This is a genomic window from Stenotrophomonas maltophilia (genome assembly GCF_039555535.1).
Lineage (GTDB): Bacteria > Pseudomonadota > Gammaproteobacteria > Xanthomonadales > Xanthomonadaceae > Stenotrophomonas > Stenotrophomonas maltophilia_Q.
The window spans coordinates 3,097,288-3,111,548 of record NZ_CP154630.1; the positions used below are offsets into that span (position 1 = coordinate 3,097,288).

General features: G+C 66.6%; 11 protein-coding genes and 3 tRNA genes. 9 read left to right on the forward strand and 5 right to left on the reverse strand.

Annotation, left to right across the window (positions count from 1 at the left end):
* Positions 1-46 precede the first annotated feature (46 nt).
* The 5 genes from thiD to AASM09_RS14305 all read left to right on the forward strand — a co-directional run bounded on the left by thiD (position 47) and on the right by AASM09_RS14305 (position 2,101).
* Entirely contained in the window at positions 47-856 is an 810-nt protein-coding gene (gene thiD, locus AASM09_RS14285; protein ID WP_100443620.1) for a bifunctional hydroxymethylpyrimidine kinase/phosphomethylpyrimidine kinase, read from the forward strand.
* Positions 853-1,779, forward strand: coding sequence for an alpha/beta hydrolase family protein (locus AASM09_RS14290; protein ID WP_049426725.1), 927 nt, complete (start codon positions 853-855; stop codon positions 1,777-1,779). Before thiD ends, AASM09_RS14290 begins: the two co-directional genes overlap by 4 nt.
* Positions 1,770-1,846: transfer RNA gene (locus AASM09_RS14295), tRNA-Arg, on the forward strand. Before AASM09_RS14290 ends, AASM09_RS14295 begins: the two co-directional genes overlap by 10 nt.
* 69 nt (positions 1,847-1,915) lie before the next feature.
* Positions 1,916-1,992: transfer RNA gene (locus tag AASM09_RS14300), tRNA-Arg, on the forward strand.
* A gap of 32 nt (positions 1,993-2,024) precedes the next feature.
* Positions 2,025-2,101 (forward strand) — tRNA-Arg (locus AASM09_RS14305).
* Between the two features lie 617 nt (positions 2,102-2,718).
* On the opposite strand, the gene AASM09_RS14310 is transcribed toward AASM09_RS14305, so the two are convergent.
* The gene (locus AASM09_RS14310; protein WP_100443621.1) at positions 2,719-3,639 is read right to left on the reverse strand and encodes a LysR family transcriptional regulator; all 921 of its coding nucleotides are present in this window, start codon (positions 3,637-3,639) and stop codon (positions 2,719-2,721) included.
* A 140-nt stretch (positions 3,640-3,779) separates the two neighbouring features.
* Here AASM09_RS14310 and AASM09_RS14315 point away from each other — a divergent pair, with 140 nt between their 5' ends.
* A complete protein-coding gene (locus AASM09_RS14315) occupies positions 3,780-4,481 on the forward strand; it encodes a pirin family protein (RefSeq protein ID WP_049428172.1) in 702 nt (233 codons plus the stop codon).
* Between the two features lie 112 nt (positions 4,482-4,593).
* Here the strand turns inward: AASM09_RS14315 and AASM09_RS14320 are convergent, their stop codons facing one another.
* Together AASM09_RS14320 and AASM09_RS14325 are read right to left on the reverse strand one after the other, a co-directional pair.
* Positions 4,594-6,798, reverse strand: a complete 2,205-nt coding sequence (locus AASM09_RS14320; RefSeq protein WP_080354986.1) for a TonB-dependent siderophore receptor — start codon at positions 6,796-6,798, stop codon at positions 4,594-4,596.
* 144 nt (positions 6,799-6,942) lie between these two features.
* A complete protein-coding gene (locus AASM09_RS14325; RefSeq protein ID WP_049428171.1) occupies positions 6,943-7,638 on the reverse strand; it encodes an alpha/beta hydrolase in 696 nt (231 codons plus the stop codon).
* A 184-nt stretch (positions 7,639-7,822) separates the two neighbouring features.
* On the opposite strand from AASM09_RS14325, the gene AASM09_RS14330 reads away from it, so the two are divergent.
* Positions 7,823-8,962, forward strand: coding sequence for an MFS transporter (locus AASM09_RS14330; protein ID WP_049428188.1), 1,140 nt, complete (start codon positions 7,823-7,825; stop codon positions 8,960-8,962).
* A gap of 94 nt (positions 8,963-9,056) precedes the next feature.
* On the opposite strand, the gene AASM09_RS14335 is transcribed toward AASM09_RS14330, so the two are convergent.
* Complete coding sequence (locus tag AASM09_RS14335) at positions 9,057-10,175, reverse strand: alpha/beta hydrolase (protein WP_049428170.1); 1,119 nt, start codon at positions 10,173-10,175, stop codon at positions 9,057-9,059.
* A gap of 182 nt (positions 10,176-10,357) precedes the next feature.
* Here AASM09_RS14335 and AASM09_RS14340 point away from each other — a divergent pair, with 182 nt between their 5' ends.
* The gene (locus AASM09_RS14340) at positions 10,358-11,704 is read left to right on the forward strand and encodes a c-type cytochrome (RefSeq protein WP_049428167.1); all 1,347 of its coding nucleotides are present in this window, start codon (positions 10,358-10,360) and stop codon (positions 11,702-11,704) included.
* A complete protein-coding gene (locus AASM09_RS14345) occupies positions 11,701-12,627 on the forward strand; it encodes a c-type cytochrome (RefSeq protein ID WP_049428164.1) in 927 nt (308 codons plus the stop codon). Before AASM09_RS14340 ends, AASM09_RS14345 begins: the two co-directional genes overlap by 4 nt.
* A gap of 12 nt (positions 12,628-12,639) precedes the next feature.
* Here AASM09_RS14345 and AASM09_RS14350 read toward each other — a convergent pair whose 3' ends face one another.
* Positions 12,640-14,259, reverse strand: coding sequence for an OmpA family protein (locus tag AASM09_RS14350; RefSeq protein ID WP_238378627.1), 1,620 nt, complete (start codon positions 14,257-14,259; stop codon positions 12,640-12,642).
* Positions 14,260-14,261 lie beyond the last annotated feature (2 nt).

The window sequence follows — 14,261 nt, forward strand, 5'->3', positions numbered from 1 at the left end:
TGGCGTGGATCTACCCTCCCCTGCAGGACCACGGCACAATCGCCTGATGAGCCCGACCACTCCCGTTTCCGCCCTCACCATCGCCGGCTCCGACTCCGGCGGCGGCGCCGGCATCCAGGCCGACCTGAAGGCCTTCGCCGCACATCGCGTGCACGGCCTTTCGGCGATCGCCGCGCTGACCGCACAGAACACCCGCGGCGTGACCGCCGTGCATGTGCCACCGATCGACTTCCTGCGTGCACAGCTGGACGCCTGCTTCGACGACTTCGACATCCACGCGGTGAAGCTCGGCATGCTGGCCAACGCCGAAGTGATCAACGCCGTCGCCGACGCACTGGAGAAGCATCGTCCGCCCCACGTGGTGCTGGACCCAGTGATGGTCGCCACGAGCGGCGCACGCCTGCTGGAAGACAGCGCATTGCAGGCCATGCGTGAGCGCCTGATCCCGCTGGCCACGCTGATCACCCCCAACACGCCGGAAGCAGAACTGCTGGTCGGCCGGAAGATCAGCAACGGCGAAGACGCTGAGCAGGCGGCCTCCGCCCTGCTCGATCTTGGTGCGGGCGCGGTGCTGCTGAAAGGCGGCCACCTGCAGGAAGGCAATCGCGTGATCGACCGCTATTTCGACGGCGTCAGCAGCGAAGAATTCATCCATGCGCGCCTGCCACTGGATGCGCACGGTACCGGCTGCACGCTGGCCTCGGCCATCGCCGCGCAGCTGTGCAATGGCCTGAGCCTGGCCAATGCCTGCGAAGCCGGCATCGACTACATCGCACGTGGGCTGCAGCAAGGCTATGCGCCGGGCCGCAGCGAAGTGCTGGTGCTCGACCATTTCGGCGCGGCACCGCACGCATGAGCCTGACGCCGCGCATCCTCGCCGTGCAGTGCAACGACGGCCATCGCTACGAAGTGATCGCCTGCGTGCCCGCACAGCCCATCGCGCGCCTGCTGTGGCTGCCCGCGCTGGGCGTGGCTGCGCGCCACTACCTGCCGCTGGCGCAGGCACTGGCGGCGAAGGGCGTGGCGGTCTACCTGCATGAGTGGCGCGGCAACGGCAGCAGTTCGCTGCGGCCATCGCGCACGCGGGACTGGGGCTATCGGGAAGTACTCGAACAGGATCTGCCGGGCAGCCAGGCCGTTCTGGCTGCAGCGGATGACGAGGCTGGCGCCCTGCCCTGGATCATCGGCGGCCACAGCCTCGGCGGGCAGCTGGCCTGCGTGCACGCAGGCCGCAATCCGCAGCACTTCAACCGGCTATGGCTGGCCGCCAGCGGCTCACCGTTCTGGCGCAGCTTCCCGCCACCGCGGGGCTGGCTGTTGCCGCTGGTCTACCGCTTCCTGCCGTGGATCGCGCAACGCCAGGGCGTCCTGCATGGTCGTCGCCTTGGCTTCGGCGGTACCGAGGCGCGCGGCCTGATCGCCGACTGGGCGCGCGTCGGCCTGAACAACCATTACGCCGCGGTCGGCATGGACGAAGACCTCGACGCGCAGATGGCGCGCGTGCATGGCAGCGCGCAGGCGGTGCTGATGGAACATGACTGGCTGGCACCGACCGGATCGATGCGCACGCTGCTGGCGAAACTGCCGAATGTGGTCGCGCAGCTGCGCGTGCTGTCCGCGCAGGAACTGGGTACGCACGCCGATCACTTCGCCTGGCTGAAGGCCCCGGACGCCGTGGCTGACAGCTTTTTCATTCAGTTGGATGAAAATTTTCACAAAACTGTTGACGGTGCGCGCCGACATCCGCATAATTCCGCTCCTGTCGCAGGGCGCCCGTAGCTCAGTTGGATAGAGTACCTGGCTACGAACCAGGCGGTCGGGAGTTCGAATCTCTCCGGGCGCACCACTCGACAGGTTTCCAGCATCCGCCGCTGGAAATGAAGTAAAATTAAGTAGTAAATTGATTGTGTACCGCGCGCCCGTAGCTCAGTTGGATAGAGTACCTGGCTACGAACCAGGCGGTCGGGAGTTCGAATCTCTCCGGGCGCACCATACACAGTCAACACAACAAGTTTATGTAATTGGCGCCCGTAGCTCAGTTGGATAGAGTACCTGGCTACGAACCAGGCGGTCGGGAGTTCGAATCTCTCCGGGCGCACCATTACACCGAAACAGCAGGCCTCGGCCTGCTGTTTTTTTTATGTGTGTTTTTCGGCAGGGCTGCGCCCTGCACCTGCCGAAGCCACGGCCGGAGCAACAGCAACAGCTGGCATTCCGAGGGATGGTGGGGCGGCATGGGCAGGCAGGACACGCCGTAAACCCATCCATGGGGGCTCGATGGCGGCATCCATGCCGCCAACGGTCCTGCCTGCCCATGCCGCCCCACCTCTGACAGATTTCCGCGATCTGATGGATCCACGCCATGCGTGGATGAATCTCCATCGAGTTCGAGTTCGAGTTCGAATATTTCGACAATTGATCGAAGAGCATCCACGCATGGCGTGGATCTACTGTGTCGACCAAGGTCGACACCCACCGATCGCACCAGCACCGACAGATCGCCGGAAACTGTCGAAGGCGGGGTGGGTCCGGTTGCGGGAGTGTCCGCGGCATGGATGCCGCGGCCAAGCCCCCATGGACGGGTTTACGGCGTCTCCCGCAACCGGACCCACCCCGCCATCCCTCAGGAAACCAGCTGTTGCTGTTGCTGTTGCTGTTGCTTTTGCTTCGGCCATAGCTGTTGCTTCGGCGGGTGCAGGGCGCAGCCCTGCCAAACCCCTACCCCCTGGCCATTGCCTGCCACCACTGCGACAGCAGCTCCGGCCTGCGCAGGCGCTCGCGCCACCAGCGCAACGCGGCGCCGTCCTCACCGGTGCGCCAGGCCAGCCAGAAGGTTTCTTCCGGCTTGTGCTCCTCCACCTCACGGATCACCAGCTGGCCGCGCGCGACCGCGGCGCGCGCGCACGGCTCGGGCAGGAAACCGAAGCCCACGCCTTCGCACTGCAGTTTCAGCTTGCTGGCCATGTCGGGCACCGTCAGCATCTCCTGCCCCATCAACAGGCCCACCGTGCGCGGCAGCAGCCGTCGCGCCGAATCGGAGACGGCGATCGCGCAGTGCTCGACCAGCTGCTCGCGACCCAGCACACCCGGCACTGCAGCCAACGGATGATCGGGCGCGACCGCGAACACGAACTCCACCGTGCCCAGCGGCTCGACCACGTAGCCACCCCCACTGGGGCCCTCGCCCGGTGCACCGACCAGCAGGTCGGCCCGGCGGTCCAGCAGGGCCTCCCAGGTGCCGGACAGCGCCTCGCCGATCAGCCGCAACCGGGTCGGTGCCTCGGCCTCACGAAACGCGGCGATGTCCGGGCCGAGCAGCCAGGTCGGAAACACCGAGTCCACCGCCAGGGTCAGCTCGGTCTCCCAGCCCGACGCCACCCGGCGCACCCGCAGTTCCAGCTCGCGTGCGGCGCGCAGCAGATGCCGCCCTTCATCCAGCAGCGCGCGGCCGGCCTCGGTCGGCTCGGCGCGCGGGCCGACCCGGTCGAACAGCTGAACGCCCAGGTCCTCCTCCAGCTTGGCCACGGTGTAGGAGATGGTCGAGGGCACCTTGTGCAGGGCCTTGCCGGCGCCGGCAAACGAGCCGCGGCGGTCGATGGCGTCCAGGATCTGCAGGGCATCGAGGCTGAGCTTGAGCATTCGAATTTTTCGATGATGGCTGTCAAAACTATCCGTTTTTCAAACCCTGGGCGCAAGCGGATACTTCTCTCCAACGGGGAAACACAGCGGCTACCGACCCACCCCGCCCCATCGAAACCATCGAACAAGGAGATTCCATCATGCTGCAGATCCGCAAGAGCGCTACCCGTGGCCTGGCCGAGCATGGCTGGCTGTCCTCGCGCCATACCTTCTCCTTTGCCAACTACTACGACCCCCGCTACGTCAGCTTCGGCCCGCTGCGGGTGATCAACGAAGACAAGGTGATCGGCGGACAGGGCTTCGGCACCCACGGCCACAGCAACATGGAGATCATCTCCTACGTGCTGGGCGGTGCGCTGGAACACAAGGACTCGATGGGCACCGGTTCGGTGCTGCGCTACGGCGACGTGCAGCGCATGAGCGCCGGCAGCGGCGTCACCCACAGCGAGTTCAACCACTCGGCCGACGAGACCGTTCACTTCCTGCAGATCTGGATCTTCCCGGATGCGGAGAACATCGCGCCGTCCTACGAGGAGACCCACTTCACGCCGGACAGCAAGCGCGGCCAGCTGCGCCTGATCGCTTCGCCGGACGGTGCCGACGGTTCGCTGCGCATCCACCAGGATGCCCGCATCTTCGCCACCATTCTCGATGGCGGCCAGAAGCTGCACCACGCTCTCGGCAACGGTCGTGGCGCGTACGTGCAGGTGGCGCGTGGCCAGCTGCAGGTGAACGGCATCACCCTGGAAGCCGGTGATGCGCTGCAGGTCAGCGACGAAGCGCAGCTGACCCTGGAGAACGGCAACGACGCCGAAGTGCTGGTGTTCGACCTGCCGCTGTAACGACAGCGCCCGCGATGCCATCACGCATCGCGGGCGTCTTTGTAGAGCCGAGCCCATGCTCGGCTGCGGTTGGCAGCCAGCCGAGCGTGGGCTCGGCTCTACAGGACCGGTGTCAGAACCTGTAATTCAAGCTCAACCGCACATTGCGCGGCTCGCCCCAGGTATAGGTGCTGTACCAGCTGAAGATCGTGTAATACCGCTTGTCCAGCAGGTTGTTGACGTTGAGCGTGGCCGACAGGCGATCGTTGAATTCATAGCGCGCCATCGCATCGAGCAGCCAGTACGGCTGGGTGCGATGCACGACCTGCGCACCGGTGGCCGGGTTGCTGATCTCGCCGAACGTGGAATCCTGCCAGCGCGCGCCACCGCCCAGCGTCAGGCCCTTCCAGTCGCCACGCAGGCGATAGCTGGTGTGCAGGCTGAACTGGTTTTCCGGCTCCAGCGTGGTGACCTTGGCACCGGCCTGGCGGGCGATCTTGTGCGAGAAGCCACCCTGCACCTGCCAGCCCTCGGCCAGCTGGCCCGACATCTCAAGCTCGTAGCCCTTGGTACGCACGCCCATCAGGGCGCGATAGGCATCCTGCCCGTCCGGTGTCTTGCCGCCGGTGGGCTGGGCGAAGTTGTCCTGGTCGAGCTGGAACAGCGCCGCACTGGCGTTGAAGCGCCCATCGAGGAACTCGGCCTTCAGGCCCACCTCATGGCTGCGGCCTTCCAGCGGATCCAGCGCCTTGCCCTGCTCGTCGCGTTCGCTGTGCGGCTTGAAGATGGTGCTGTAACTGGCATACACCGAGTAGTGCTCGCCAAGGTCATAGACCACACCGGCATATGGCACGAACACGCCCGTCTCGTGCGTGCCCGGCGAGCGGTAGCTGGCCAGGCGGCTACCCACGATCACCTTCAGTGGATCGGCCACGTCGAAACGACCGACCACATAGACGCCATTCTCGCGCGTCACTTCATTGTTGTCGTAGCTGCGCTGCCATTGCGGCTCCGCAATGTCGCCCTGCCATGCGCGGTAATCGGACACCTCGGTCGGATAGCCGGGCTGCGGCGCGTAACCGGTATTGGTCCAGCGCTTGCGCGAGGCGCTGCCACCGACCACCAGCTCATGCTCGCGGCCGAACAGGCCGAAATGACCGCTCAGGTAGAAGTCGGCCGCGTTGCTGACAGTCTTGCCAACGTACTTGCCCAGCCACAACGACACGCCTTCGCCGGTGACCGGATCGGGATTGCCACCGGCCGCACCCGCCAGCGCCGCGTCATAGCCGTTGACCTGGTGGTTGAGCTGCAGCTTGGCCACCCAGTCGTTGGCGAAGGTGTGCTCGAGCGTGGCAAAGCCGGTGCGAACATACTGGCGCCAGCCACTCCAGCGGGTGCCGTTGTTGAACGAACGCGGCATGTCATTGAAGTTGCCGGCACTGTCCAGCAGCGGAATGCCGCCCCAGGTCGAACCCTTCGGGTCGCTGTCCATCGCATCGCCACCCACGGTCAGCAGCGTGCGCTCGCCCAGATCGGCTTCCAGCACCGCGTAGCCGACCTTGCTGGTGCGCTGGTAGTAATCGAGATTGGAATGCTTGTCCTGCCAGGCGCCCACTGCACGACCGCGCACGCGTCCATCGGCGGTCAACGGGCCGCCGACATCGATCTCGGCACGGTAGTCATCCCAGCGCCCCACACCCAGCGTCGCGCTGCCGGCGAAGTCCTTGCCCGGCTTCTTGCGCACCAGGTTGATGGTCGCGCCGGGATCTCCCATGCCGGTCAACAGACCGGTGGCGCCCTTGAGCACCTCGATGCGGTCATAGATGGCGGTATCACTGAGCGTGTTGCCCGCCGAGTAGGCCGAGTCACGCGACATCGGGATGCCGTCGTACTGGAAGTTCTGCACGGCGAAGCCACGTGCGTAGTACTCGGTGCGCTCGCTGTCGTAGGTGACGATGCTGATGCCAGGGGTCACCCGCATCACGTCATCGATGCCGTGCAGGCCGAAGTCATCCATCTCGGCACGGGTGATCACGCTGATGGTCTGCGGAGTCTGCCGCGGCGTCAGCACCAGGCGGGTGGCGGTGGCGATGGTGCCCGGCGTATAGGCGCCGCTGCCTTCGGTGATGGTGCCCAGCTGGTTGGCCGTGACCTGCACCGTCTGCAGGGTCTGCGAGGCGGGTGCCTGGCGATCCTTGTCCGGTTCGGTCGCGGACTGCGCGGCAGCCATTGCGCTGCTGCCCAACAATGCAATCAGAAGGCTCTGCGCGAGCACCTGCGGCAGCAGGCGGCGACGCGGCAATGAGGACGGAAGACGGACAACGGGCACGTACAGCACGACAGGACCTCCACGATCGGGTGGGATCCTCTGGCGGCGGCTGGAGGCAGGATGGGAACGCGGCCGGACAGCCGCAGGCGCAGGAGTGTACTCCCCTGCGCCCCGGCTGTCGTGCAGCGTGCCGTCGTGCTGTGCTGCTGGGGCTCAACCGCCGATGGCGGCGCAGGCCTCCAGGATCAACGCGGTGACCTCCCTGGGCTTCGATGCCAGCGAGGCATGGCTGGCATCCAGCTCCAGCAGGCGCTTGGGCTGCATCCGTCCGGCCATGGCCTTCTGGTTTTCCGGTGCGATCATGCGGTCATGGCGGGAGAGCTGGTACCAGCTTGGCTTGTGCTTCCATGCAGGGTCGCTCACCGTATCGCCGAAGGTGCTGGCCAGCGGCGCCTTCTGGGTCACCGCCATCACCCGGCCTTCGTCGTCGCTCAGGTCCTGGCAGAAGCTCTCATGGAACTTGTCGGCACGCAGCCACAGGTAGCCGTCGCTGTCCGGGGCGAGGTTCGGCGCCGCTTCCGGAAGATGCTGCTGGGTGATGCCGCCGGGGCTCTCGCCTGCATCGGGAGCAAAGGCGGCGATGTAGACCAGGCCCTTCACATTGGCCTCGTTGCCGGCCTCGCTGATCACTGCGCCGCCGTAGGAGTGGCCGACCAGCAGCACCGGTCCATCGATCTGACGGATCATTTCCCGGGTGCGCCCTGCGTCGTCAGCCAACGATGTGAGTGGCAGTTCCACCGCCTGCACGCGGTCGTGGCCATTGCGATGCAGTTCCAGGATCACCTTGGCCCAATGTGCGGCCCCGCCCCAGAATCCATGGACGAGGAGGATGGTCGGTGTCGTGCTCATGAACAGGTCTCCGGCAGCGGCCGGCGGGATGCCAACCGTGCAGCCACTGTCCGTGCATGGCGTTAATCACTGGTGACGCAATCGGGTCACTGCAATCGTATGCGTCGTCCGATGTCATGCATGGCACTTGCCGAACCCGACTGGAACCGTTTTCATGGCGATTCCCTGGAGCTTCGCGCCGCGCATGACGCCTTCATCCCCACGTGCCCAGCAGCACGCCACCCGTGCTGCCTTCTTCATTCCCGGATTCGCCACCGCTGCATGGGCACCGATGGTGCCTTACGCCAAAGCCAAGGCCGGGCTGTCCGATGCCAGCCTCGGTGCCGTGCTGCTGTGCCTCGGCCTCGGCTCGCTGCTGGCGATGCCGCTGGCGGGCGCATTGACGGGGCGGCTGGGCTGCCGCCGGGTAATGGTGATCACCTGCGCGATGATGCTGTGCGCCCTGCCCCTGCTGGTACTGGCACCGACGCCACTGGCACTGGGGGCGGCACTGTTCGTGTTCGGTGCAGGCGTCGGCGCCTTGGACTGCGCGATGAACATGCAGGCAGTGGCCGTCGAACGCGACGCCGGGCGGCCGATGATGTCGGGCTTCCATGCCTTCTACAGCATCGGCGGCTTCGTCGGCGCCGGCTGCATGACCGGCCTGCTGGTGCTTGGAACACCGTTGTGGATGGCCGCGCTGGCTTCGGTGACGGCACTGCTGCTGGTGGCGGCGCTCTCGGCGCCGCACTGGCGCCCGCAACGGATCCTGCATGAGGGGCCGTTGCTGGCGTTGCCGCATGGCGTGGTGCTGTTCATCGGCGTGCTGGCCTTCGTGGTGTTCCTCGGCGAAGGCTCGATGCTGGACTGGAGCGCGGTGTTCCTGGCCGAAGTGCGACAGGTGCCGCGCGACCAGGCCGGGGCTGGCTTTGCGGTGTTCACCCTGGCAATGACCGCGATGCGTTTGTTCGGCGATGGCATCGTCGAGCGCCTCGGCCGTACCCGCACGATCGTCATCGGCGGCATCACCGCAGCGGCCGGTTTCAGCCTGGCCACGCTGGTGCCGTCGTTCCCGGTGGCACTGGCCGGCTACGTGCTGGTCGGGCTGGGCTGCGCCAACATCGTGCCGGCGCTGTTCTCGATGGCCGGCCAGCAACGGGTGATGCCGGAGAGCATCGCCATCACCGCGGTCACCACGCTGGGGTACGCCGGCATCCTCGCCGGCCCGGCAGCCATTGGTGCGCTGGCTCACGCCACCAGCCTCGGCTTCGCCTTCCTGTGCGTGGCCGCCCTGCTGCTCGGCGTAGCCGCCTCCGCCCGCGCACTGGCACAACGCCTGCCCTGACACAAAAAGGGGACGGAGGGAATTAAGTCGTTTCCAACGCAGGTGTGCGGGAAACGACTTAATTCCCTCCGTCCCCTTTTCATCCGTCCCCTTTTCAGGTGTGGGTGAGCCACTCGGCCTGGGCTGGCAGCTGCGGGGCCGGACAGGCGCTCTTCGGGTGGTGCTCGTCGCGCGCCATCCAGTCGTCGACCACGCCGGCCAGCAGGTCCAGCCGCAGCGGCAGGGTGATGTGGTCCTCGCCGCGCATCTCGATGTAGTGCGCGCGCGGGTTGGCCAGGGCCAACTCGCGGCCCTGGCTGACCGGAATGTGCTGGTCGCCCTGCCCGTGCAGCAACAGCACGCAGGCGCGGGTATCGGCCAGCGCGCGGGCCACGTCCACACGGTCCAGATCGACGTCGATGCGGCGGCTGGCGGCGGCGATCACCTGGTTGATGTCCTGGCCGCCATAGCGCCAGCGCGCGTAGGAGGCCACCGCCTGCGCCTTCAGGCCTTCCGGCTGCAGCCCCATCAGGTGCGGAATCATCGTGCGGATGGCCACGCCGGCGTTGGCGAACGATTCCATCGCCACCACGCCTTCCACCTGGTCCCCCAGCTTGTCGGCGGTGAACACCGCCGTGGCCGCGCCATACGACACGCCGAACAGATACAGCGGGCCGGTCACTTCGCCGCGTGCACGCAGTTCGCTGATCACATCGACCACATCGTCCGATTCGTAGGTGCCATAGCCGGACGGCCCCGCACCGGACTGGCCATGATTGCGCAGGTCGAGCGTGACCACGCGGTAGCCGGATTCGGCCAGCTGCAGCGACCACGGCAACATCGAATCACCGTTCATCATCCAGCCGTGCAGCAGCACCACCGTGCCGCGCGGCGCCTGCGCACGGAACGGCTGCGGTACCGCAAGGCTCAGCCCGGTGTCCAGCGGCAGGCCGTTCTCGTGGCGCTGCGGCAGGTAGCGGTAGCGCGCGCCGTAATCACCCGGGTCGAACACGCGCCAGAAGATCGGCACGCCATCGCGACCCGGTGCGAAGCCATGGCGGTTGGGCAGTTCGGCAATGGCCGCGGCGATGCGCGGGCGATCGAGCAGGGTCGACACGCCACCCGGCGCGATCAGCCGATCGGCGAGCGAGGTGGACGACGCGTTGATCGAGGAAGAGCATGCAGCCAGCCACAGGCCGGCGCACGCCAGCAACAACAGCAGCAGGCGCTTCATGGGCAATCGAGGAAAAGGTGCGACAGCGTGGCAGGTTAGCGCGCGGGCGCGGGCCATCTATCGCGCATGGATGACGGCTTGATGACAACGCAGGAACGATTCAGCTTGGTGTACAAGCTGTATCCGTTCAGTCATTGATCCGGATCAATGAACGCGCGCGAGGGAATCTCCACAGTGCCACCATGCGCACCTCGCTCAAGCTCGCCATTGCCTTGGCCGCCTCGCTGGCCGCCGCCTACGGCATCGCCCGCACCACGCCCTACTGGTTTGCGCCGCGGCAGACGGCGCAGGTCGATATCCACGACCCGACGCTGATCGCGCAGGGCCAGTACCTGTCGCGCGCCGCCGATTGCGCGGCCTGCCATACCGCACCGGGCGGCAAGCCGTTCGCCGGTGGCCTCGGCATGCAGACGCCGATGGGCACGATCTACTCGACCAACATCACGCCCGATCCGCAGACCGGCATCGGTGCCTACGATTACGCCGACTTCGAACGCGCGGTGCGCCGTGGCATCCGCCACGATGGCCAGCCGTTGTATCCAGCCATGCCGTACGCCTCGTATGTGATCGCCAGCGATGCCGAGGTCAAGGCGCTGTACGCCTACTTCATGGGCTCGGTGCAGCCGGTGAAACAGGACAACGCCGACAGCACCATCCCTTGGCCGGCCAACATGCGCTGGCCATTGGCCTGGTGGCAGCTGCTGTTCGCGCGCCCACGCAGCTTCAGCCCGGATCCGAAGCTGGATGCCGGCCAGCAGCGCGGCGCTGAACTGGTTGAAGGCCTGGCCCATTGCGGTGCCTGCCATACGCCACGCGGCCTGGCCTTCCAGGAAAAGGCCATGGCCGACGATGGCAGCCGCCAGTTCCTGTCCGGCTCGGTGCTGGAAGGCTGGTATGCGAAGAACCTGCGCAATGAATCGACCGGCCTGGCCAGCTGGAACGAAGGCGAGATCGTCGACTTCCTGCGCACCGGCCGCACCGATCGTTCGGCGGCTTTCGGCGGCATGGCCGATGTGGTGGAGCACAGCACGCAGTACCTGTCCGACGCTGACCTGCTGGCGATGGCACGCTACCTCAAGCAGCTGCCCGCCCGCGAAGGGCGTAGCGCGCAGTGGTCGCCCGGCACCGATACGACCACCGCCGCACTGCGCAGCGGCGACTACCGCGTGGCCGGTTCGCTCGCCTACGCCGAGCACTGCCAGGCCTGCCATCGCGCCGACGGCCGCGGCATGCCGCGCGTCTATCCAGCCCTGGCCGGCAACTCGATCGTGTTCGCTGACGATCCCAGTTCGCTGGTGCAGGTGACCCTGATCGGCGGCCGCACGCCGCATACGCCGCATGACCGCATGGCCTTCACCATGCCCGGCTTCGAGCAGCTGCCGAACGCGCAGCTGGCACAGATCCTGACCTTCATCCGCAGCAGCTGGGGCAACCAGGCCGGCGCGGTGAGCGAGGTCGACGTGGCGCGGATGCGCCGGGTGGTGCGCGACAAGCCGGTGCACTACGTTCCGCAGGAGGCCGCACGATGAAGCGTTCGCGCAGACGTTCCCGCCTGCTGATCGGCAGCGCGATCACCCTGGTGCTGCTGGCCGCTGCTGGCACCCTTGCCTATCGCCACCTGTACCCGGACCTGGATGCCGCCGTGGCCAGCACGATCGATATCCTCGACGCGCAGGGCAAGGTGGTCGGCCACTACCACGCGCCCAGCGCCGAAGAGATCGCCGGGCTGGGCAATGCCGAATCGGTGATGCTCGGTCGCCGCCTCCTCAACGAAACCGCGCGGCTGCTGCCGGACAACGTCGGCAACGATCTGAACTGCAATTCGTGCCACATGGCCGAAGGCAAGCGACCGTTCGGCAACCACTACTTCAACACCGGCGGTGGTGCCTATCCGCGTTACATGCCTCGCCCGGGCAAGGTGATCGGGCTGGCCGAGCGCATCAATGGCTGCCTGCAGCGTTCGATGAACGGCAAGCCGCTGCCGAAGGACGCGCCGCAGATGCGCGCGATGCTCGACTACATGGCGTGGCTGAGCAGTCCTGTACCAGACGGTGCAAAGGTCGCCGCGCCAAGCGAAGGACCGATCGACAGCACGCTGACCCCGGACCCGAACCGTGGCCAGGCGCTGTACGCCGTGCAGTGCGCGGCGTGTCATGGCGACAACGGCGAAGGCCGGCGCGACGCCAGCGGTGACACCGCCTTCCCGCCGCTGTGGGGCGACCACAGCTTCAACATCGGCGCCGGCATGGCGCGCCTCTACAAGGCCGCCGGTTTCGTCAAGCACAACATGCCACCGGCAGTGACCCGCGAGCCCCCGCTCGGGCAGCAGGTGATGCCCGACCAGGATGCGGTGGACATCGCCAGCTACTTCATCAACCAGCCGCGTCCGGACTTCGCCAACAAGGCCAAGGACTGGCCGCGCGACCCGAAACCCAAGGACGCGCGGTACTGAGCACGCCGCGGGTCAGCGCTTGACCAGCTCGACCCGGCGGTTGCGCGCCTTGCCGTCCTCGCTGCCGTTGTCGGCCAACGGTTTGTCGGCGCCGAATCCGGCTGCCTGCAGGCGGTCGGGCGCGATGCCCTGGGCGGTGAGCGCGGCCACCACCGACGTCGCACGGTCCTGCGACAGGGTGCGGTTGTGTGCTGCGGCACCGCTGTTGTCGGTGTGGCCTTCAATCGAGAGCTTCAACGAAGGATCGCCACGCAGAAGGTCCAGCACCTGCGCCAGCTGCGGTTCGGAGGTTGGCAGGATCTGTGCCTTGTCAGTGGCAAAGTTGACCTGGATCGCCACCCGGCCATCACTGTCGAGCTTCTTCTTCAGCGCATCGGCCGGCAGCAGCGCCGCTGTCTGGGCGAATCCCTTGCGCTCGGCAACCACCCAGCCGGCACTGAGGTATTCCAGCCGCGCGTGCACCCACACCTGGCGGCCGTCGGCCAGGTCCACGCGGTAGACCACGCTGTCGTAGTTGTTCCAGTTGTAGCTTGCGGATTCGCTGTAGGCCGACTGCACCTGCTTCGAAACGCCCTCGGCGGCCTCGAGCGGAATACGGCCCTCGAACACCTTGGTGCCCTTTGCCTGCTCCATCATCGCTTCGAGGTTGCGGCGTACTTCATGCATCGAGTACTCACGCTCGCCCTTGTCGAAGTCGGCAGCGAAGATGCGGCCCTCGACCTGCTCGAAATGATCGCCGGTCCAGAACGGGAAGGCATCGAAGTCACGCTGTTTGGCCTTGTTGCGGTCGCGATAGCCGGCGGGCAGCGACAGGTGCGGGAAGGTCTCCAGCCACTGTGCGGTGGCCTTGAATGGCACTTCATCCACCACCACCAGGCCGGCGCCGTTGCTGTCCACTTCCAGCTGCACCCAGACGTTGCGGTTAGCCTGGCGCAGTACGTAGACCGTGGTCGGCGCATCCTGTTCACCGTTCACCGCATCGATGAATCCGCCACCGATCTCGCCTTCCAGCTGCGGGCCGTAGTAGATGTCGCGCAGCAGCGTGCCTTCGAATACCTTGCGGCCACCGGCGGCGGTGATCACGCCATCGAAATTGCGCTGCACTTCAAGTGCAGAGAACGTTTTGTCGGGAGCGCCCTGGGAGTCTGCAACGATGCGTGCCGACCAGCTCGGCCCCTCCACCCAGTGCACGCCGTCGCCCATGCGGAACGGGAAGCGTGCCCAGGCGCGTGGGTGCGGGGCGTTCTGTGGCGCGTAGCCCTGCGGCAGGCTGAAGAACGGCAGCTCGCCCAGCACGGCGTCACTCAATGGCACGCTGGCGATATCGAACGGCACCTGCGGTACTGGTTTGCCATCGCGATCGGTCAGGCCCGCGCCCTCGGCAGGTGCCGAAGATCCCGCTGGCGTGACGGCCGGCACCGCGGTCTCGCCCGCCGTCGGTGGCGCCGCCCGCGCCACCTGTTCGTCTGGCGGCGTGCGGTTGCACCCCGCCAGCAGCACCAGGGCCGCACCCCTCAGCCAGATCTTCGATCGCATCTGCATCGCCACCACCTCAGGTCCATTGAAGCGCCGAGCATACCCGAAGGTCGTGACCGGCCCCACAGTGCCATCGTAGTTGCGCGGCCACGTCATGC

What these genes read in the sequence shown, in the direction of transcription:
- AASM09_RS14345 (WP_049428164.1), top strand. Translation starts at nt 11,701, where the DNA reads ATGAAGCGTTCGCGCAGACGTTCCCGCCTGCTGATCGGCAGCGCGATC.
- AASM09_RS14335 (WP_049428170.1), bottom strand. Translation starts at nt 10,175, where the DNA reads ATGAAGCGCCTGCTGCTGTTGTTGCTGGCGTGCGCCGGCCTGTGGCTG.
- AASM09_RS14290 (WP_049426725.1), top strand. Translation starts at nt 853, where the DNA reads ATGAGCCTGACGCCGCGCATCCTCGCCGTGCAGTGCAACGACGGCCAT.
- thiD (WP_100443620.1), top strand. Translation starts at nt 47, where the DNA reads ATGAGCCCGACCACTCCCGTTTCCGCCCTCACCATCGCCGGCTCCGAC.
- AASM09_RS14315 (WP_049428172.1), top strand. Translation starts at nt 3,780, where the DNA reads ATGCTGCAGATCCGCAAGAGCGCTACCCGTGGCCTGGCCGAGCATGGC.
- AASM09_RS14340 (WP_049428167.1), top strand. Translation starts at nt 10,358, where the DNA reads ATGCGCACCTCGCTCAAGCTCGCCATTGCCTTGGCCGCCTCGCTGGCC.
- AASM09_RS14325 (WP_049428171.1), bottom strand. Translation starts at nt 7,638, where the DNA reads ATGAGCACGACACCGACCATCCTCCTCGTCCATGGATTCTGGGGCGGG.
- AASM09_RS14330 (WP_049428188.1), top strand. Translation starts at nt 7,823, where the DNA reads ATGACGCCTTCATCCCCACGTGCCCAGCAGCACGCCACCCGTGCTGCC.
- AASM09_RS14350 (WP_238378627.1), bottom strand. Translation starts at nt 14,259, where the DNA reads ATGACGTGGCCGCGCAACTACGATGGCACTGTGGGGCCGGTCACGACC.
- AASM09_RS14310 (WP_100443621.1), bottom strand. Translation starts at nt 3,639, where the DNA reads ATGCTCAAGCTCAGCCTCGATGCCCTGCAGATCCTGGACGCCATCGAC.